Source organism: Streptomyces sp. PR69 (assembly GCF_026420845.1).
In the GTDB taxonomy this organism is placed as follows: Bacteria; Actinomycetota; Actinomycetes; order Streptomycetales; family Streptomycetaceae; genus Streptomyces.
The window spans coordinates 1-19,060 of sequence record NZ_JAOWCB010000020.1; the positions used below are offsets into that span (position 1 = coordinate 1).

15 protein-coding genes and 1 pseudogene are annotated in these 19,060 nt (G+C 72.7%); 8 read left to right on the forward strand and 8 right to left on the reverse strand.

The genetic code is table 11. The features are described from left to right. From OF819_RS19365 to OF819_RS19390, 6 genes and pseudogenes are all read right to left on the reverse strand, one after another. A partial coding sequence (locus OF819_RS19365; protein ID WP_267244844.1) for a 2-oxoglutarate dehydrogenase E1 subunit family protein occupies positions 1 to 338 on the reverse strand: 338 nt, incomplete at its 3' end. Between the two features lie 399 nt (positions 339 to 737). Next, on the reverse strand, positions 738 to 1,832 hold the full coding sequence (locus OF819_RS19370; RefSeq protein ID WP_267244845.1) for a HAMP domain-containing sensor histidine kinase: 1,095 nt from the start codon (positions 1,830 to 1,832) through the stop codon (positions 738 to 740). After that, on the reverse strand, positions 1,829 to 2,566 hold the full coding sequence (locus tag OF819_RS19375; protein ID WP_267244846.1) for a response regulator transcription factor: 738 nt from the start codon (positions 2,564 to 2,566) through the stop codon (positions 1,829 to 1,831). The genes OF819_RS19370 and OF819_RS19375 overlap by 4 nt, the downstream gene beginning before the upstream one ends. Positions 2,567 to 2,657: 91 nt before the next feature. Then, a complete protein-coding gene (locus tag OF819_RS19380; RefSeq protein WP_267244847.1) occupies positions 2,658 to 3,401 on the reverse strand; it encodes a spermidine synthase in 744 nt (247 codons plus the stop codon). Positions 3,402 to 3,488: 87 nt separating this feature from the next. Next, on the reverse strand, positions 3,489 to 4,157 hold the full coding sequence (locus OF819_RS19385; protein WP_267244848.1) for a GNAT family N-acetyltransferase: 669 nt from the start codon (positions 4,155 to 4,157) through the stop codon (positions 3,489 to 3,491). Positions 4,158 to 4,193: 36 nt separating this feature from the next. Next, positions 4,194 to 4,877 (reverse strand): annotated as a pseudogene (locus OF819_RS19390) (nucleotidyltransferase); the annotation flags it as partial. A gap of 173 nt (positions 4,878 to 5,050) precedes the next feature. Between OF819_RS19390 and lon the strand changes: the two are divergent. Next, on the forward strand, positions 5,051 to 7,462 hold the full coding sequence (gene lon, locus OF819_RS19395) for an endopeptidase La (protein ID WP_267244849.1): 2,412 nt from the start codon (positions 5,051 to 5,053) through the stop codon (positions 7,460 to 7,462). 142 nt (positions 7,463 to 7,604) lie between these two features. Here the strand turns inward: lon and OF819_RS19400 are convergent, their stop codons facing one another. Next, entirely contained in the window at positions 7,605 to 8,567 is a 963-nt protein-coding gene (locus OF819_RS19400) for a TrmB family transcriptional regulator (RefSeq protein ID WP_267244850.1), read from the reverse strand. 151 nt (positions 8,568 to 8,718) lie between these two features. On the opposite strand from OF819_RS19400, the gene OF819_RS19405 reads away from it, so the two are divergent. From OF819_RS19405 to OF819_RS19415, 3 genes are all read left to right on the forward strand, one after another. Further along, a complete protein-coding gene (locus OF819_RS19405; protein WP_416370574.1) occupies positions 8,719 to 11,595 on the forward strand; it encodes a M4 family metallopeptidase in 2,877 nt (958 codons plus the stop codon). Positions 11,596 to 11,743: 148 nt separating this feature from the next. Next, entirely contained in the window at positions 11,744 to 12,553 is an 810-nt protein-coding gene (locus OF819_RS19410; RefSeq protein WP_416370575.1) for a pentapeptide repeat-containing protein, read from the forward strand. Between the two features lie 124 nt (positions 12,554 to 12,677). After that, positions 12,678 to 13,133 (forward strand): MarR family winged helix-turn-helix transcriptional regulator, encoded by a 456-nt coding sequence (locus OF819_RS19415; protein WP_267244927.1) that lies wholly within the window; start codon positions 12,678 to 12,680, stop codon positions 13,131 to 13,133. 377 nt (positions 13,134 to 13,510) lie between these two features. Here OF819_RS19415 and OF819_RS19420 read toward each other — a convergent pair whose 3' ends face one another. Further along, entirely contained in the window at positions 13,511 to 14,302 is a 792-nt protein-coding gene (locus tag OF819_RS19420; protein WP_267244852.1) for a hypothetical protein, read from the reverse strand. 387 nt (positions 14,303 to 14,689) lie between these two features. On the opposite strand from OF819_RS19420, the gene OF819_RS19425 reads away from it, so the two are divergent. Genes OF819_RS19425 through OF819_RS19440 form a run of 4 tightly spaced genes read left to right on the forward strand, consistent with a single transcriptional unit; the run spans position 14,690 to position 19,038 of the window. Next, the gene (locus tag OF819_RS19425; RefSeq protein ID WP_267244853.1) at positions 14,690 to 17,431 is read left to right on the forward strand and encodes a nitrate- and nitrite sensing domain-containing protein; all 2,742 of its coding nucleotides are present in this window, start codon (positions 14,690 to 14,692) and stop codon (positions 17,429 to 17,431) included. Then, positions 17,428 to 17,955, forward strand: coding sequence for a roadblock/LC7 domain-containing protein (locus OF819_RS19430; protein WP_267244854.1), 528 nt, complete (start codon positions 17,428 to 17,430; stop codon positions 17,953 to 17,955). The genes OF819_RS19425 and OF819_RS19430 overlap by 4 nt, the downstream gene beginning before the upstream one ends. Beyond that, positions 17,952 to 18,359, forward strand: coding sequence for a DUF742 domain-containing protein (locus OF819_RS19435; protein WP_267244855.1), 408 nt, complete (start codon positions 17,952 to 17,954; stop codon positions 18,357 to 18,359). Before OF819_RS19430 ends, OF819_RS19435 begins: the two co-directional genes overlap by 4 nt. Beyond that, on the forward strand, positions 18,340 to 19,038 hold the full coding sequence (locus OF819_RS19440) for an ATP/GTP-binding protein (RefSeq protein ID WP_267244856.1): 699 nt from the start codon (positions 18,340 to 18,342) through the stop codon (positions 19,036 to 19,038). Before OF819_RS19435 ends, OF819_RS19440 begins: the two co-directional genes overlap by 20 nt. Positions 19,039 to 19,060: the final 22 nt, after the last annotated feature.

Consider the following 19,060-nt stretch of genomic DNA (forward strand, 5'->3'; position numbering starts at 1 on the left):
TTGGCGGCCGGCGCCGGCGCCGGAGCGGCCGCCTGTGCGGGTGCGGCCGGTGCGGCTGCGGGCGCCGGCGCCGGGGCGGCGGGCTTCGTCACCGCAGCCCCCGCGGCTGCGGCGTCGGCCGCGGGCCCCTCCGCCGTGCCGGGCTTGGCTGACGCCCCCGGCTTGTAGTCGGCGAAGAAGTCCCACCAGGCACGGTCGACCGAATTCGGGTCCTGGAGGTACTGCTGGTAGATCTCGTCGACGAGCCACTCATTGGGACCGAATGCGGCGGCGGGGTTGGCACCCGGCTCGCCTGGGTCGGTCGAGGTACTCGAGTTACTGGGGGACTGAGACGACACGGCGGCAACCGCCCTCTTCCGCTTCACAAGGTGATGGACAGCGGAAATAAAGGCTACGCCTCCGCGGCCGGGAGGTGCAGGCCGGGCGGGCCATCGTCGCGCAAGTCACACTGGAAGCCTGGTTTCGGCGCTGTGAATGGCGGGAAACAAGCGAGGTTCCAGTTCGGTGAGGGTGCGCGGAGCAGTGGCTACGGCCCTGTGGCCCGCACCCCCCGAAGCCGTGTGGCGGCGTCTTCTGCGCTCCGCTGTCCTTCTTGGCTTTTCTCTGCTCTACGTCTGACAGGGTCTGGCGTGACTCTGCCTTCGTCTGTCTGTGTCTGTCCGCGGATCACTGCGTCTATGCCTGCCAGCACGCAGAATCTCTGATTCCGCTTCGAACCCACGTCTTCGAACCCTACGTCAATCGCGCGCCGAGTGGATGCCCGGAAGGGTGACGAGGATGCGGCACCCCCGGGCCGATTCGGCCACTCCGATCTGCCCGCCGTGCAGATCCACGGCCCAGCGGGCGATCGCGAGCCCCAGCCCGGTCCCGCCGTCGCTGCCCGGCCCCTGCGGGGACGGCGCGCCGCCCCGGTTGAACCGCTCGAAGACGCGGTGGCGCTCCTGCTCCGGGATGCCCGGCCCCTCGTCGACGACTTCCAGGTCCAGCGACTCCGGGGACGGGCCGCGCCGCGCCCGCACCGTCACCCGGCCGTGCGGCGGGGAGTGCTTCACGGCGTTGTCGATCAGATTCGCCACCACCTGGTGCAGCCGCTCCGCGTCCGCGTGCGCGGTCAGCTCGGGCGGGGAGACATCGAGGTGCAGATGGACGTCGGTGCGGGTGTGCAGACCGGAGGACGAGGGCAGCCTGCGCCGGGTGGCGGCGAGATTGGCCTCCTTCAGCACCCCGGACAGATACGGCCACACCTCGAAGCGGTGGGCGCGCAGCGGTACGACGCCGTTGTCCAGCCGGGACAGATCCAGCAGCGTCTCCACCAGCCGGCCGAGCCGCTCGGTCTGCTTCAGCGCCGTGTGCATCGTCTCCGGGTCGGCGGCCGAGACCCCGTCCACCACGTTCTCCAGCACGGCGCGCAGCGCGGCGATCGGGGTGCGCAGCTCATGCGAGACATTGGCGACCAGCTCCTTGCGGTGCCGGTCCACGGCCTCCAGGTCGTCGGCCATGCGGTTGATGGTGCGGGCCAGGTCGCCCAGCTCGTCGCGGCGGTCAGCGCCGCGCACCCGGCGGGTGTAGTCGCCGTGGGAGATGCCCTTGGCGACGGTGTTCATCTCGTCCAGCGGGGCGGTCAGGCCGTGCGCCACGAACTGCGTGATCAGCAGCGTGGCGATCACCGAGAAGACGGTGATGAAGCGCAGCTCGGTCTCAGTGCGCAGGGCGACCAGCAGCAGTCCCGTCGTGATGAAGACCGAGACGACCACCAGCGTGCCGAGCTTGGTCTTGATCGAGATCGAGAACGAGCGCCGCCGCCCGGACCGCCCGGACCCGCGCGCGCTCATGGCGCGGGCGTCTCCAGCGCGTACCCCACACCGTGGACGGTGCGGATCCGCTCGGCGCCGATCTTGCGGCGCAGCGCCTTGATATGGCTGTCGACGGTACGGGTGCCGGAGGCGTCCGCCCAGTCCCACACCTCGGCCAGCAGCTGCTCCCGGGAGAGGACGGCGCGCGGGGTGTTCGCCAGACAGACGAGCAGATCGAACTCCGTCGGCGTCAGATGGACGTCCTCGCTGCGCACCCGCACCCGCCGCTGGGCATGGTCGATCTCCAGTTCGCCCAGGCGGAGGATGCCGCTGCGCGGGGTGACGGCGGCGAGCGCGGCGCGCTCGACCCGGCGCAGCAGCACATGGACGCGCGCCGCGAGCTCGCGCATGGAGAACGGTTTGGTCATGTAGTCGTCGGCGCCGACGCCGAGGCCCACCAGCATGTCCGTCTCGTCGTCACGCGCGGTGAGCATCAGGACGGGCACGGGGCGCTGCGACTGCACCCGGCGGCACACCTCAAGCCCGTCGAAGCCGGGCAGCATCACATCGAGCACCATCAGATCGGGCTGCCATGCCTCGGCGGCGTCGACGGCGGCCGGGCCGTCGGCCGCGGTCTGCACCAGAAAGCCCTCGGCCCGCAGCCGTGCGGCGATCGCGTCGACGATCGTGACGTCGTCCTCGACGACGAGCACCCGGCGCTGGGCCCCGGGCGTGGTCGCGACGCCGTTGTGGGTGGTGTGTGTCTGCTCCATCGCCCGCCCCTGACGCACTCGTTCGCGTGCTGCGAATCGACGTAGATCCCGTGTGTAGGTCAGCAGCGTAAGGGCAGTCGAGCCGTCCCGGCTACGCAGGGCGAACGGCGAGGTGGACCACGTCGGGTACGCCTCGGGCAACGGGGATCTCTTCGGCCCTCACCTGGGTGAACCCGGCATTCCGCAACGTTTCTTCAAAAGCCGCGGACGGCTGGGCGGACCATACGGCCAGCACTCCGCCGGGCGTCAAACGCCTCTGACAGGCGGCGAGTCCGGCCGGGGAGTAGAGGGCGCCGTTGTCGTCGGTGACCGTCCAGTCCGGACCGTTGTCGATGTCCAGACAGAGTGCGTCGTAGCGGTGCGTAGTGGTACGGAGGTGCTCGATGAGGTCCGTGTGGAGAATCACGCTGCGCGGATCGTCCTGCGCGTCGCGCGAGATCGCCTTGAGGGGCCCGCTGCGATGCCAGTCGATGATCGCTTCCTCGCGCTCCACGACGGCGATCCGCCCCCACCGGGGCTCTGCGGCGGCATGCGCGAAGGAGAAGCCGACCCCGAGCCCCCCGATGAGCACGGACGCGCCCGTCGTCCGCGCCCCGCGGGCGCGGTCGAGGGCGTTGAGCGCCGCGTCGATCAGCAGCCGCTCGGAGCGCCCGTCCGAGGTGTCCATCAGAAAGCACCCGTTGGCGATGATCTCGTACCGCTCTCCGTGCCGCCGGAGTGCGACCTCTCCGTACGGACCGGTGCGGCGGTCGACGGTGACGGGGTGGTCGGGGTGGTCGGACTGGTCGGGGTGCTGGGGCTGCTGGGGATGTCCGGGCTGGTCGGGCGTTGACATGCTGACGGCCTCCAGGCGCTGGTCGTAGGCGTCCGGGAGGCCATCCTGGCCGTGCGGCGCGGCTTGCGACAAACCGGTTTGCGGCCGTCAGGCCGGCGGACCAGCCGCCGGGTCGGCCGAAGCGTCGAAGAACAGGCTCACCAGCGGGGCCTGGACGCGCCAGCCGAGGGACTCGTACAGCGCCCTGCCCTGTGTGGTCGCGCCCAGCACGCCGACCGTGGCGCCCCGGTCGAGGGCCGCGTTGTGGAGGGTGCGCATGATGAAGCTGCCGAGACCCCTGCGGCGGTGCGCCGCCGAGGTCTCCACCTGGTCGACGACGGCGGTGCGCCCAGTGGGGGCGATCTGCCCGCGGGCGGCGAAGGAGCCGTCGGCGGCGGTCACCAGGGCGCGGACGACGCCGCCCCGGGTCCAGGTCGTCAGGGTGTAGCCGTCGGGCACGGCCGCGGCGCCCCCGCGCAGCTCCGTGGCCATCAGAAAGCCCGGCTCGTCCTCCCGCCACGCCGGCCCCGCCCAGGCCCGCACCCGCTCGGGGTCCGCGAAGACCTTGAGCCACACGGAGGGCGCGCCCACGGCCTCGGCGACCTTGCGCACGGCGACCTCGTCCCGGGCGGTCAGCACATGCCGGGTGGCGTGCGTGACCTGCCCGACATGGACGGTGAACCCCCACGGCTCGGCGACCGGATCGGCCGCACCGCGCGAGACGGCCCAGCCGTCCACCCAGGCGGTGACGGCGTCGGCGACGGACGAGAACGGCATCAGACCCCTGTAATAGATGACTTCAATTTATGGATATTACATGGGCGGAGGTGGAGAGGCGAGGGATTTCTGCGGGTCGCGGCACTGCTTGAGGCCGTGCGTGGCCTCGTACTCCGCAGCGAGCCACGGCCCCAGATCGTCGAGCAGCATGCCGGCCACCGCCGCCGCGGCGGAGCTGTCCATGGCCGCACACGAGGCTGCGGCGGCTACCGCGCGCATCTGCTCCGCCTGCGCCGGGTAGTAGCGGCCGAACACCGCCGCGGCCTCGGCGAGGTCGTCGGTCCAGCCGCCCCAGCGAGGCATGACCAGAGTGAAACCGGTCCGCACGGTCCGCCGTGCAGCCCGGCGGGCGAGCTGGCCGAGGGCGGCGGAATCCGCGTCGGCGGCGGCGTCGGCCGCCAAGCGTCGCCACCGCGGCAGTGCGAGGCCCAGGTCGCCGTTCGTCTCGCGTGCCAGCAGGGAGCTGGGGCGGTAGCGGGGGAGCCGCTCGCCCAGATCGTCGCCGAGCGGCGGTGTGCACAGACAGGCCACGAAGAAGCCCAGGTCGTGCCGTTCGACATCGCTGAGCAGCGTACGGGTGCCGAACAGCAGGACGCCGACGCCGTCGATCTGGGAGAACGCCCCGTCCAGCGCTGCTTCGAGCCTCCGCGCGTCCGCCCGGTCGGCGGTGTCCGGCTCAACGTGCAGCGCGAGCAGCAGATCGAGGTCGGACCGGCCCGGGGGCTGTGCCCGACCGCATCGGTTCAGGTGGCGTCGTCGGCGGCGCGGTGCGGTGACCGGCGTCGGCTGGCCGCCGTGGGCTGATCGCTGTGGGCGAACGGGCGGTGGGGAACATCTGCTGCCTCCCCTGCATTGAGTCGGTACAGCTCAACTTGAATGCCGAAGGGGAGATCATGGCTGCTGAGTCCAACGCCGTCACCGCACTGTCTCTGCCGGTGCTGCCGCTCGACGACGAGGTTGTGCTGCCCGGCATGGTGGTGCCCCTCGATCTGTCCGACGCCGATGTGCGCGCCGCGGTCGAGGCGGCCCAGGCCGCGGCGCGGGCCGACGGCGGGAAGCCGAGGGTGCTGCTGGTGCCCAGGGTCGACGGGACGTACGCCGCGACAGGTGTCCTCGGCACCGTGGAGCAGGTCGGCCGGCTCTCCGACGGCGACCCCGGCGCCCTGATCCGCGGGCGCGGGCGGGTGCGCATCGGGGCGGGCACCACCGGGCCCGGGGCCGCGCTGTGGGTGGAGGGCACACGGATCGAGGAGAACGCGCCCGACCCGCTGCCCGGCGCGGTGGCCGAGCTGGTCAAGGAGTACAAGGCCCTCGCCACGGACTGGCTGAAGAAGCGCGGCGCATGGCAGGTCGTTGACCGGGTGCAGCAGATCGACGACGTCTCCGCGCTCGCCGACAACTCCGGGTACTCGCCCTTCCTGACCACCGCCCAGAAGATCGCCCTGCTGGAGACCGCCGACCCGGTGGCCCGCCTCAAGCTGGCCGTCGAGCAGCTGCGGGAGCACCTCGCCGAGCAGGATGTCGCCGAGGCCATCGCCAAGGACGTCCAGGAAGGCGTCGACAAGCAGCAGCGCGAGTTCCTGCTCCGGCGTCAGCTGGACGCCGTCCGCAAGGAGCTGCGGCAGCTCAACGGCGAGCCCGCCGACGGTGAGGGCGAGCCCGACGACTACCGGGCGCGCGTCGAGGCCGCCGACCTCCCGGAGAAGGTGCGCGAAGCCGCGCTCAAGGAAGTCGACAAGCTGGAGCGGGCCTCCGACCAGAGCCCCGAGGGCAGCTGGATCCGCACCTGGCTGGACACCGTCCTCGAACTGCCGTGGAACGAGCGGACCGAGGACGCGTACGACATCCAGGGCGCCAAGCGGATCCTGGACGCCGAGCACGCGGGCCTGCAGGACGTCAAGGAACGGATCACCGAGTACCTGGCGGTGCGCAAGCGGCGCGCCGACCGGGGGCTCGGCGTGGTCGGCGGGCGGCGCGGGGGCGCGGTTCTGGCGCTCGTCGGCCCGCCGGGCGTGGGCAAGACCTCGCTCGGCGAGTCCGTCGCGCACGCGATGGGGCGGAAGTTCGTACGGGTCGCGCTGGGCGGCGTACGGGACGAGGCGGAGATCCGCGGGCACCGGCGCACCTACGTGGGCGCGCTGCCGGGACGGATCGTGCGCGCCATCAAGGAAGCGGGGTCCATGAACCCCGTCGTCCTGCTCGACGAGATCGACAAGGTCGGCTCCGACTTCCGCGGCGACCCGGCCGCGGCGCTGCTCGAAGTGCTCGACCCCGCGCAGAACCACACCTTCCGCGACCACTACCTGGAGGTCGAGCTCGACCTCAGCGATGTGGTGTTCCTGGCCACCGCCAATGTGCTGGAGGCCATTCCCGAGGCGCTCCTCGACCGGATGGAGCTCGTCCGGCTGGACGGCTACACCGAGGACGAGAAGGTCGTCATCGCCCGCGACCACCTCGTGCCGCGGCAGCTCGAACGCGCCGGTCTTGAGCCGGGCGAGGTGACCCTCGACGAGTCGGCCCTGCGCAAGCTCGCGGGGGAGTACACCAGGGAGGCGGGCGTACGGAACCTGGAGCGGTCCGTCGCACGGCTGCTGCGGAAGGTGGCGGCACAGCATGAACTGGGCGAGCGGGAACTGCCGTTCACCGTCGGCGCGGATCAGCTGCGCGGGCTCATCGGGCGGCCCCACCATGTGCCCGAGTCCGCCCAGGACCCGGCCGAACGGCGCACCTCCGTGCCGGGCGTCGCCACCGGGCTCGCCGTCACCGGCGCGGGCGGCGATGTGCTCTTCGTCGAGGCGTCGCTCGCCGACCCCGAGACCGGCGGGGCGGGGCTGACGCTCACCGGACAGCTCGGCGACGTGATGAAGGAGTCCGCGCAGATCGCGCTGAGCTTCCTGCGGTCCCATGGGGCGGAGCTGGAACTTCCGGTCACCGACCTCAAGGAGCGGGGCGTCCATGTCCACTTCCCCGCCGGGGCCGTGCCCAAGGACGGGCCAAGCGCCGGCGTCACCATGACCACCGCGCTGGCGTCCCTGCTGTCCGGGCGGCTCGCCCGGACCGACGTCGCGATGACCGGGGAGGTGTCGCTGACCGGCCGGGTGCTTCCGATCGGCGGCGTGAAGCAGAAGCTGCTGGCGGCGCACCGGGCGGGGATCACCACCGTGGTGATCCCGAAGCGGAACGAGCCGGATCTGGACGATGTGCCGGCGGAGGTGCTGGAGAAGCTGGACGTCCGCGCGGTGACGGACGTGCGGCAGGTGCTGGAGGTGGCGTTGGCGCCGGTGGGGGTTTCCGCGGTGGCGTAGGCGGCTCACGTGGGGGTCCCCCACGCCCCCAGGGCGTAGGGGGAGGGTGGCTGGGAGAGGTACCGGCCCGGGCCGCGGGCGACCCGCGGGGATGGGCGGCCACGACCCCAGGGCTCCCCGGCCCCGCGCCCCGCGGGGGCGCTCAGGTCAGCCACCCCCGCAGCGCGGCCTTCGCTCCCGCCTGGAACCTCGTCTCCGCGTCCAGCGACCGCAGCAGCCGGCTGATGCGACGGCGCGCCGTGTGCACATGGACGCCGAGGCGGCGGGCTATCGCCTCGTCCTTGAGGCCCGCCGACAGCAGGGCGAGGAGGTCGCGCTGCGGGGCGGCGCAGGACCCGCCGAGTGGTGTGGCGCGTTCCCAGACGGCCTCGAAGAGCGGTGTGAGCGCGCTGTGCAGCAGCCCGTCCCGGACCACGAGCGCCGTCGCCCGAGGGCCCGTGTCGTCCGCGGGCGGCAGGAGTGTGACCCGCCCGTCCACCGTGAGCAGCCGGGTGGGCCCGCCGCCCGCCGCCCGTATCCGCAGGCCGTGTTCGGCGAGGGCGGTCAGCGCCCGCACCCGGCCGGGTGCGGCCAGCTCGTCGCGGTCCAGGACGACCCGCACGGTGACGCCCCGGGCGAGCGGGCCCGCCAGGTCGAGGGCGGGCGGAGGGTGCAGCAGGACCGCCTCCCGTTCGGCGGACGCCAGCAGCTGGGCCGTGCGTTCGGCGATCGCGCGGGCCCCGGTCACGGCCTCGACTCCGTATGCGGGCGGCCCGGGCGCGTCGGACATCAGCCGTCCCGCGAGCCGGTCCGCGCTCATCCGGAGCCGTTCCAGTTCCGCGGAGCGCAGATGCAGTTCGGCCTGCCGCCGGTGGATGAGGGTGCGGATCGCCGCGTCCGGGGCCGTGGGATGCGGCAGCCCTCCGTCGCCGTCGGCCGGCGGAAGCGCGAAGCCGTGCTCCACGAGCCGGCCGAGCACCGCCTTCAGCCGGTCCTCCGGCAGCCCCAGCAGGGCTGCCAGTTCCTCCGCTCCGGAGGCCTGTCTGGTCAGCAGGGCCTCGTAGGCGCGTTCCTCGGTCTCCCCCAGACCGAGGGTGTGCAGCTCCCCTAATTCCCCCTTGCTCATGCAACGGATTCTCACTCTGCGCTCAAGTGGCACACAAGTGTGCATGTCCACTTGTCAACACGCTGACCACATTGATCGGTTGGCGTCCGGGCGGGTTGCATGTGCGCGACCACCTTTACGGCTCACCAGGCACGTGAGAGGGGTACGTACTGTGCGCACGTCCATACCAGGCAAGGCCGCATTACAGCCGGGCGCGAGACGTTCCAGCAGAGGCGCAGGCGCAGGCGCAGGCGCAGGCGCCGCCGCGCTGCTCGCCGCCGCCGGGCTGCTGCTGACCGCGGTGCCCGCCCAGGCCGCCGCCGCACCCGCGACCGCGCCGCCCGCCGACGTCGTACCCGGCGCGGAGACGGAAACCCCGTCTCTCGTCGAGGGAATCCGTGAAACGGCCGACCCGAAGGCCAGCCCCGCGGACGCCGCCCGCAAGCATCTCGACGCCAGGGAGGGCCGCTACCGGATCTCCGACGCCCGGCGCGATCTCGCCCCTCTCCAGACCGTCAGGCGCGGCGCGGAGGAGACCGTGCGGCTGCAGCAGAAGCACCGCGGCATACCGGTGTTCGGCGGCCAGTACGTCGTACGGATGGAGACCGGGGACGGCAAGCGCTTCGTCACCGGCACCTCGGGCAAGTACTTCACCGGCCTGAAGACCGGCACCGAGGCGACGGTGAGCGAGGAGACCGCCGTACGCAGGGCCGTCGCGGCCACCGCCGCCCGGCTGGCGGACAAGCGGCTGGCCAAGGCGGACGCCCCGCGCAAGGGCGAGCGGCGGACCGAGCGGGCCGCCGCCCTCACCGGCACGGCCCGCGGACTGGTCGTCATCCCGCGCGGCGAGGGAATCCTCGCCCGCCAGGTGACGGTCCGCGGCACCGACACGGCCACCGGCGAGCCGGTGCTCCAGCAGGTCTTCATCGACGCCCGCGCCGGCTTCCCGGTGCTGCAGTTCAGCGGCATCAAGACGATGACGGACCGGGCCGAGGCCAAGGGCCGCGCCGCGGCCGCCGCGGCGCCCGGGGAGGGGGCGGACGACCCGGCGCCGAAGGAGTTCCCCGGAGTCAAGGGCCAGGGCGAGCGGCTGGACGGCGCGCGGACCGAGCTGGAGCTGACCCGCACCCCCTCGGGCGACCGGTTTCTGATGAACGACTTCTCCCGCATGTGGGGCAGCAGCCAGAACGCGCTGTCCACCTGGGACGCCCGCGACCGCGACGTCAGCGAGGTGGCCGGGGCCTGGCCGTCCGGGCTGGGCGAGTTCGCCCACCCCTCTCCGGAGTTCGGCAAGGAGGCGACCGAGTCGGGGGCGGTCGACGCCCACTGGGCGGCCGGCCGGGTCTACGACTACTTCAAGGACCGCCACGGCCGCGACAGCCTCGACGGCCAGGGCATGGCCGTCAACTCCCTCGTCGGCGTCACGGACTTCGGCTTCGGCTATGTCAACGCCTTCTGGGACGGCCAGAAGATGGTGTACGGCAGCGGCGACGAGGACTTCAAGCCGCTCTCCGCGGACCTCGACGTCGTCGGGCACGAGATGACCCACGGCATCGTCGACAACTCCGCGGACCTGGTGTACGCGGGCCAGTCCGGCGCGCTCAACGAGGCCGTCGCCGACTACTTCGGCAATGCGATCGACCTGGCCGCCTCCGGCATGTCCATGGACCACCCGGACGCCGGCCTGATCGGCGAGGACCTGTGCCGCGCCGCCGCCCCGCGCGACTGCGCCTTCCGCGACCTCAACGACGGCGCGAGCACCTCCAAGAACTTCCTCGGCGTGGCCTTCGGCACCGACAACGGCGGTGTCCACCTCAACTCCACGATCTTCTCCGGCGCGCTGTGGGACATGCGCGAGGACCTCGGCGGCGCCCTCGCAGACAAGATCGTCTACAAGGCGCTCACCGAGTACATGACCCCGCTCGACGGCTTCACCGACGGCCGCAACGCCGTGCTCGCGGCCGCCCGGGACCTCGGCGTCGCGGGCAAGCGGCTGGGCGTCGTGAAGCGGTCCTTCAACGCCCACGGCATCGTGCCCGGCTGGGAGAACGCCCTCGGCGTGGACACCGACCGGCTGCTCGGCCGGCTCAACATCGCCGGCACCGGCGCTCAGGCGGGCGGCGGCCGCTGGGTGGTCTCGCAGTCCAACGACGACGGCTCGGAGCCGTACACCGTCTGGGCCGGACGCACCGACGGCAGGGGCCACCCCAAGCTGATGAGCCCCAACGACGGCCGCTACCACGTGATGCCCGCGACCGACGGGAAGACCGTGGTGTGGGCCGCGTACGGCGCGGCGGGCATCGACATCCTCTCCCGTCCCGCCGCCGGCGGACCGACGAAGCGGCTCTACACCACCGACACCGACGTCAGCGGGCTGCGGGTGGAGAACGGCACCGTCGTCTTCGAGACCTTCGGGCTCTTCGGCGACCGTCACGTCGGCTATCTGCGGCCCGGCGACCGCAAGCCGACCTGGGCCGACGGCGGCGGCTGGACGGTGCTCACGGCACTGCCCTCGATCAGGAACGGGAAGATCGCGTACGCCAAGCTCTACCCCGAGGGCGGCGACTACAAGCTGGGCGTCGAGATCCTTGACCCGAAGTCCGGGAAGAAGATCCTTGCCGAACAGCTCGACGACCCGTGGACGCTCGGCCAGACCGGCCTCAACAGCACCCACGCCTTCTGGCTGACGGACGAGAACGTCCAGGACGACGGCCAGATGTCCATCCGGCGCTCCGGCGTCGACGGCAAGGACACGGTGGACATCAGTCCGGAGCGCAAGCCCCGCGCGCTCTTCCCCGACGATCTCACCGTCTCCGAGACGGCCGTCACCGTCAGCAGCACATCGCCGGCCCTTGAGTGGAGCAATGAGGCGCTGTCGAAGCTGTGGCAGCTCACGACGGACGGCTCGCGCCAGGAGCGGGTCTCCTGCAACCGGGGCGAGCAGATCTCCCCGGCCGCGGTCTCCGGCCGCCAGGTGGTCTGGCTCGACGGAACCACCGGCTGGACGGATCTGGTCACCCGCGAGCGCCCGGCCGGCCGCTGCGGCTGACGGCTCCCTCGGCGACCCCGATGCGCTGAACCACACTGCGGACCCCCGGCGCGCCCCATGTGCCGGGGGTCCGCCCCGTCGTCCCCTGCCTCCCCGCTTCCCGGCTTCCCGGCTTCCCGGCTTCCCGGCATCCCGCACAATGGTTGCCATGGTCACCGATCTGAAGGCCGACTGCGGGAGCTGCTTCGGGCTGTGCTGTGTCGCCCTGCCTTTCTCCGCATCCGCGGACTTCGCGGTCGACAAGGACGCCGGCGTCCCCTGCCGCAACCTTCAGGACGACTTCCGCTGCGGCATCCACGCCAGGCTCAGACAGAGCGGCTTCCCGGGCTGCACCGTCTACGACTGCTTCGGCGCGGGGCAGCGGGTCTCCCAGATCACCTTCGGCGGCCGCGACTGGCGGCAGGCGCCGGACGCGGCGGAGCGGATGTTCGCCGTGTTCCCCGTCGTACGACAGCTCCATGAGCTGCTCTGGTACCTGAACGAGGCACTGGCCCTGCGCCCGGCGCGCTCCCTCCACGCCGAGCTCCGCCGGCTGCGGGACGAGACCGAAGGGCTCGCGGCGGGCAGGCCGGAAGAGCTGGCGGAACTGGCCGTGGCCGAGCACCGCCAGCAGGTCAACGGCCTGCTGCTGCGCACCAGCGAGCTGGTGCGGGCACAGGCGCCGGGCGGACGGAAGAAGAGCCGCCGGGGCGCGGATCTGATCGGAGCCCGGCTCAGCGGGGCGGATCTGCGGGGCGCGGAGCTGCGCGGCGCGTATCTGATCGCGGCCGATCTGCGGGGTGCGGATCTGCGGCAGGCCGACTTCATCGGGGCAGACCTGCGGGACGCGCAGCTCGCCGGGGCCGATCTGACCGACGCCTTCTTCCTCACCCAGATGCAGCTCAACGCGGCCCACGGCGACGACGCGACCCGGCTGCCCGCGGCACTGGCCCGGCCCGCGCACTGGACGGACCGCTGACCTGGATACTGGCCGCGCAGATGTGAGCAGATCCCGAGCGGTGGGGCAGCAGCGCATGAGGAGCGCCGACGTGCACGACAACAGTACGGACGACAGCGGCACGGACAGTGGCGCGGGCGAGGGCATGGGCGGTGGTACGGGTGATGAGGCCGACCGCGAATTCCTGGCCCTGGAGCGGGAACTGGCCGTCTTCCTCCGCCGGGCCCGGGCGTCCTCCGGCGAGATGGCGCGCGAGGTGCACCCCGAGCTGGAACCCGCCGCCTATGGGCTGCTCGTACGGCTGGAGGAGGCGGGGGAGCAGCGGGCCACCGAGCTGGCGGGCTACTTCGGCGTGGGCAAGGCCACGATGAGCCGGCAGCTGCGCGCCCTGGAACACCTCGGCCTGGTCACCCGCGAACCCGACCCCGCCGACGGCCGCGCCTCCCTCGTCCGGCTGACGGACGAGGGCCTGGACCGCTTCCGCCGGGTCCGGGACGCCCGCCGCGACCGCTATGTGCGCAAGCTCGCCGGCTGGGACCCCGGCGAGGTCGCAGAGCTGGCCCGCCTGCTGCACCAGCTCAACAAGCGCGCGGAAAGCTGACGCCCGAGCACCACGCGGAGCCGCCTTGCGCGGCCCACGCCGCGTCGCCCGGCCCGCGCCTCGTCACGCGGGTGCGCGTGACCGCGCGGCGGTCGTGTCGTACGGCCGAGGGTGGCGTGTCGTGTGGGGGCGCGTCGTTGGCGCCGGTCGCGGCAGCGTCGGGCTGTGCCCCGTCATGCGGGTACGTGCGGTTGGGCGGCGGCCGTGTCCGTACGCCGACGGGGGGCGTGTCATGCGGACCGCGCCGCGTCACGCGGGAACGCATCGCCGTGCGGCGGCCGTGTCCTACGTCAACGGCCGCGCGTCGCGCCGGGCCGTCGTCACCGCGGTCGCGCCGTCGCGCCGTCGCGCGTCTGCGCGGATCCGCCGGTTCGCGGCTACAGCTCCGCGATGGCCGCCGTCGCGTCGTCGTGGAGCTTCCAGCGGATGACCTGCGTGCGCTGCTCCGCCGCGGAGGTCTCCAGCGCCCGAACCCGGTCGATCAGGCCCTGCGGCCCCTCCTTCCGGAGCACGGCCATACACGCGCTCCAGTCGCCCTCCTGGAACATGTCGACCCAGCGGGACGCGCCGTCCGTCAGCGCCGCGACCGCCCGCACCCGCGCCCGCGGGGTGCTGCCGGTCACCGCGCGCTCCGCGACGGCGGGGTCGGCCGCGGCGGTGAAGAAGCCGCCCTCCGCGTTCCGCAGCGCGTCCGCCGAGGCGTGGGTGCGCAGGGCCTCGCGGGGCAGCCGGTCGAGCCGGTCGTCGAGCACCGCCCGCACCGCGCCGTCCGGGGCCTGCAGCAGCAGCGTCGAATCGGACAGCACCAGATGCTCCACGGGGTCCGCCGGGCCGCCCCAGCGCACCAGCACCGCGGTCGCCTGGGGCGTACGCACGTGAGAAAGGTCACAGGTTTGGCGGTGGGAGTCCGCGGTGCGCCGGATTGCCTCCGCCAGGATCGCGGTCAGCGTCAGATCCCGCCGTGAACCGGACAGTTCGACCAGCGCCCCGCCGAGCCGGGCCGTGAACCACGGCACGCCGTGTACACAGCCGTCTCCCCCCGCGGGCGGCGTCACGCCGTCCAGCAGCACCAGCGTGCCGCCCCGGCCAGTGGCGGGAAGGGCCGCAGAAGCCCAGTCCTCATTGGGGCGTTCGGGCGCGCCGGGGGAGGTGGCGAGTTCAAAGCGCATGATCTCAAGTCTGCACGAGTCGCGCAGCGGACCTTCATGACGCCTCCGCAGGGTCTGCCGGTTTGCGCCATTGGTCCATACCTGCAGGTCAGACGCTTGCCGCGGCTTCCCAAGGCCGGCTCGCCGGGAATGCGGGCGGGCATCTTTCCAAAGGTTACGCGGAAGATCCAGCCAACGTGCCGTACGGCCTCGATGCGGCCGCACGGGCGAGTTGTTCGCCAACTCCCGAGTGTTGTTCACTCGTTCAGGTGGCGGAGCGGCCGATGCGCGCCTCCCTCCCAAGTGCGCTGGAATGGTCGTCAACCGTGCCAGGGGTGGGATCTCGCGTGTGACCGGTCGTCATCTCTGCTTCATGGGTGGACGAGTCAAGCAGGATTGCGAGCACCGGTGCAGAAGAAGCGGCCTCAGGACAACGGCGGCAGGCCGGAGCCGGGCGTCACCCCGGACCAGGGCGGCACAAGCCCCGACGTCGCCGACGTCCCCGTCGGCCGTGGCCGCCACGTGCGCGTCCGCCGCCGTCTCGTCGCGGGCGTCGCCGTCATCACCCTCGCCGTCGCCGGGGCCGGCGCGCCCGGCGTCCTCGCCGCCGCCGACCGGCTGACCGAGTCCCAGCGGCTGGCCACCCTGGCCGCACTCAACCGCCAGGCCGTCACCCTGGCGCACTCCCTCGCGGACGAGCGGGACGACGTCACCGTGTACATCGCGGCCGGCCGCGAGGACCGGTCCGGCGAAGAGTCCGGTGACAACGGCGACAGCGGCGGCGAGCGGCAAAAGGCATCCGACGACCACCGCGCCCGCGTCGACCGGCAGATCGAGGAAATCCGCGGCGAACTCACCGGCGACCACGAGGAGCTGGGCCGCGAGCTGGCCGCCCTGACCTCCGTACGCCGCACCGCGCTCACCGGCAAGGGCTCCGCGGAGGACGCCCACCGGGCCTACACCCAGATCATCGCGGGCCTCCAGGCCCTCGCCGGCGAACTGGCCGACAAGACCCCTGCCCGCGCCGCCGAAACCCCCCGCGCGCCCGCCGCCCTCGGCCGGGCGGTCGAACAGGCCGGCGCCACCCGCGGACTGCTGCTCGCCGCGCTCGCCGTGCCCCGCGAGGAGAGCACCCCGACGCTCGACCCCGTCACCGGCCTGCCGGTGCAGAGCGACGAGCCCGACGCCGACGACCAGGCACGCGACGCGCTCAGCGCCGCCGCCCAGCAGGCCCGGGTCCGGGAGCTGGCCGCCCTCGCCGACTTCGACCAGGCCGCCGGAAAGGAGGCCCGTGACTCGCTCGCCGCGACCGTCAGCGGGCCGGAGGTCAAGGCCGCGGAGGGGCATCTCGCCCGTCTCGCCGGCCGGCCGGCGCTGAGCGAGACCGACCTGGAGACGAACCCCGAGGACGTCGCCGCCGCGCTCACCGCGCGCATCGAGCAGATGCGCGGCGTCGAGTCGTCCCTCGCCACCGACCAGGTCGAGCGGTTCGAGGAGCTGCGCGACGACGACGTCACCGCGCTGGAGCTGCGTATCGCGCTCCTCGGCGGGGTGATCGTCCTGACCGTCGGCGCATGCGCCGCCATCGCCCGGACGCTGACCCGCCCGCTCGCCGCGGTGCGCATCGGGGCCGCGCGGCTCGCCGACGCTCCCGCGCCCGAGACGGCAGAGCCGGTGCGCTTCACCGGCCGCAACGATGAATTCGCGCAGGTCGTACGGTCCCTGAACACCCTGCACGGCAAGCTGCGCGAGCTCTCCGCGCGCGTACGGCGGCTCGACGGCGAACAGGCCGCAGGCGTCGCGGAACGCGTCGACCTGGCCCGCGAGCGCGACGCCCTCACCGCCGAACTGGCCGCCGCCCGAGCCGAACTCCAGGAGCGCACCGGCGAGATCTCAGCCGAACTGCTCCGGCTGCGCCGCACCGTCAAGCACACCTTCGTCAATCTCTCGCTGCGCAACCTCGGGCTCGTCGACCGTCAGCTCTCCGTCATCGAGAAGCTGGAGGAGCGCGAGCAGGACCCCGAGCGGCTCGCCACCTTCTTCAAGCTCGACCACATGGCCACGGTCATGCGCCGCCACAGCGAGAACCTCCTCGTCCTGGCCGGGGCCGAACACGGCCACGGCCACCCGGGGCCGGTGCCGCTCGTCGATGTGCTGCGCGCCGCGGTCAGCGAGATCGAGCGTTACGAGCGGGTTGTCATCCAGTCCGTGCCCCCGCACACCCGGGTCGCCGGGTTCGCCGCGGACGATGTGAGCCATCTCGTCGCGGAACTGCTGGAGAACGCCACCTCCTTCTCCCCGCCCGACGCCGGCGTCGAGCTGTCGGGCTGGCTGCTGCAGAACGGCGAGGTCATGCTCTCCGTGCAGGACGCGGGCATCGGGATGACGCCCGCCCGCATGGAGGAGCTGAACGCGCGCCTGGCGGACCCGGAGCCGTACGAGAACGGGCCCGGCGACGACGAGGGCGAGGGGCTCGGCCTGCGGGTCGCCGCGCTGCTGGCCGCTCGGCACGGCGTACGGGTCCAGCTGCGCGAGCACAAGCAGGGGGGCATCACGGCGGTGGTCGTCCTTCCGCAGGCGCTGCTGCCTGAGGGACAGGCTCCGGTCGCCGCTGCCGCCCCCGCCGTGCAGCTGCCGGGTTCGCAGGCCGAGGCCAACTCCAATGCGCTGCCGACGAGTCCGCGCCGTGCCGTGGAGCCGCGGGACTCCAGGGAGGCGACGCACGAGCGGACGCCTGACCTGGTGGACCAGGAGACGGTGGAGATCCGGCTGCCGGAGCCCGCCCGCGCGCCGGAGCCCGTGTCGGAATCGGAGCCAGGATCGGAGCCGGAGCTGGCGCCGGGGCCGCTCGCGGAGGCCGACCCGGTGCCTGAGCCGGAGCCGGAGTCTTCGTATCGGCTCACGGACAAGGGACTGCCCAAGCGCGTCCCGCAGTCCGTCCAGACCGCCGCGGCCGACGCCGACCGGACCCAGAGCGTGGACGCGGAAGACCTCCGCCGCAGGCTCGGCGGCTTCCAGCAGGGTGCGAAGGACGGCCGCCGGGACGCCGCGGCCGAGATCGAAGCGAGCGCGGCGACAACCGCGACGACAACCACGGATGAGGCGCCAGAAGAAGAATCGGGGGACACAGTCGAGGAGGCACGCAGTTGACTGCGACCGGCACGTTCGCCCTGAGCAAGGAAGCCCGCAATCTGCACTGGTTGCTGGGCAATCTCGTCGAGGAGGTGCCAGGGGTGCGCTCCGTCGCCGTCGTCTCGTCCGACGGGCTCCTGCTGCTCTCCTCGGACCCCGGCGAGAACGCGGCCCCCGCCGCCCCCCGCCCCAAGGGCCCCAGGGGCTCCAGCGCGGACCTCGCCACCATCGTCTCCGGCCTCGCCAGCCTCACCGTCGGCGCGGCGAAGCTGATGGACGGCGGCCAGGTCAAACAGACCATGGTCGCCATGCAGGAGGGCAGCGTCTTCGTGATGTCCATCAGCGACGGCTCGCTGCTCGGCGTGCACGCGGCCCCCGACTGCGACATGAGCGTCGTCGCCTACCACATGGCGATGTTCGTCGGCCGGGCCGGCCATGTGCTCACCCCCGAACTCCGCAGCGAACTGCGCAAGTCCATGGCGGCCGGCCCCGGCCGCCATGGAGCCGGCCCCGGCCGCGCGGAGAGGGAGGCCGCTCGATGACGCCGACGCCCCTTCCCGGCCTTCCCGTGCGCGGCGCGGGCAGCCGCCCGGCCCGTGTCCGCCCGTACTCGCTCACCGGCGGCCGCACCCGCTTCGGCCATGTCCTGCTCGTCGAGACGTTCGTCGCCGCGCTCGACGCGCCGCCCGACCGCAAGGAACTCCCCAACGGCAGCCTCGCCACCCGCGTCATGCCCGAACTGCGCGCGATCGTCGAGCTGTGCCGCCGTATGCGTACCGTCGCCGAGATCTCAGCGCTGCTGAAGATGCCGCTGGGCGTCGTCCGGGTGCTGCTGAGCGACCTGGCCGACCAGGGAAAGATCCGTGTGTACGGGACCGGGCACGGGCCCGGCAGACCCGACCGCGCGCTGCTCGAAAGGGTGCTGAGTGGACTCCGCCGCCTCTGACACGCTCCCCGCCCGCTCCCACCCCGAGGCCGGCCCCCGCGACACAGCGGCGGCCGACGCCGACGGCCCGCGGCCGGACCGGCGCCCGCAGCCCGAAGACGGCGCGCAGGCCTGGCAGCTGGATCTGACCCGGGCCCCGACGGCGGCGAAGATCGTGGTCGCGGGCGGCTTCGGCGTCGGCAAGACCACCTTCGTCGGCTCGGTCTCGGAGATCACTCCGCTGCAGACCGAGGCGCTGATGACGCAGGCCAGCGAGGACACGGACGACCTGTCCGCGACGCCGGAGAAGCTGACCACCACGGTGGCCATGGACTTCGGCCGGATCACTCTGGACGAGGACCTGGTCCTGTATCTGTTCGGCACGCCAGGCCAGCAGCGCTTCTGGTTCATGTGGGACGACCTGGTGCGCGGCGCCATCGGCGCGGTCGTGATGGCCGACACCCGGCGGCTGTCGGACTGCTTCCCTGCGCTCGACTACTTCGAGAGCTGCGGACTGCCGTACGTGGTCGCCGTGAACCACTTCGAGGGGACCGCCTCCTACGAGGCGGAGGATGTGCGGGAGGCGCTGACCGTGCCGCCGCACGTACCGGTTCTGATCATGGATGCGCGCAAGCGGGTCACGGTGGTCGAGTCGCTGCTTGCGCTGGTCGCGCAGGCGCTGGACGCCACCCCCGAATAGCCCCACGCAGTGAAAGGGACGA

What these genes read in the sequence shown, in the direction of transcription:
- OF819_RS19370 (WP_267244845.1), bottom strand. Translation starts at nt 1,832, where the DNA reads ATGAGCGCGCGCGGGTCCGGGCGGTCCGGGCGGCGGCGCTCGTTCTCG.
- OF819_RS19375 (WP_267244846.1), bottom strand. Translation starts at nt 2,566, where the DNA reads ATGGAGCAGACACACACCACCCACAACGGCGTCGCGACCACGCCCGGG.
- OF819_RS19380 (WP_267244847.1), bottom strand. Translation starts at nt 3,401, where the DNA reads ATGTCAACGCCCGACCAGCCCGGACATCCCCAGCAGCCCCAGCACCCC.
- OF819_RS19385 (WP_267244848.1), bottom strand. Translation starts at nt 4,157, where the DNA reads ATGCCGTTCTCGTCCGTCGCCGACGCCGTCACCGCCTGGGTGGACGGC.
- lon (WP_267244849.1), top strand. Translation starts at nt 5,051, where the DNA reads ATGGCTGCTGAGTCCAACGCCGTCACCGCACTGTCTCTGCCGGTGCTG.
- OF819_RS19400 (WP_267244850.1), bottom strand. Translation starts at nt 8,567, where the DNA reads ATGAGCAAGGGGGAATTAGGGGAGCTGCACACCCTCGGTCTGGGGGAG.
- OF819_RS19410 (WP_416370575.1), top strand. Translation starts at nt 11,744, where the DNA reads ATGGTCACCGATCTGAAGGCCGACTGCGGGAGCTGCTTCGGGCTGTGC.
- OF819_RS19415 (WP_267244927.1), top strand. Translation starts at nt 12,678, where the DNA reads ATGGGCGGTGGTACGGGTGATGAGGCCGACCGCGAATTCCTGGCCCTG.
- OF819_RS19420 (WP_267244852.1), bottom strand. Translation starts at nt 14,302, where the DNA reads ATGCGCTTTGAACTCGCCACCTCCCCCGGCGCGCCCGAACGCCCCAAT.
- OF819_RS19435 (WP_267244855.1), top strand. Translation starts at nt 17,952, where the DNA reads ATGACGCCGACGCCCCTTCCCGGCCTTCCCGTGCGCGGCGCGGGCAGC.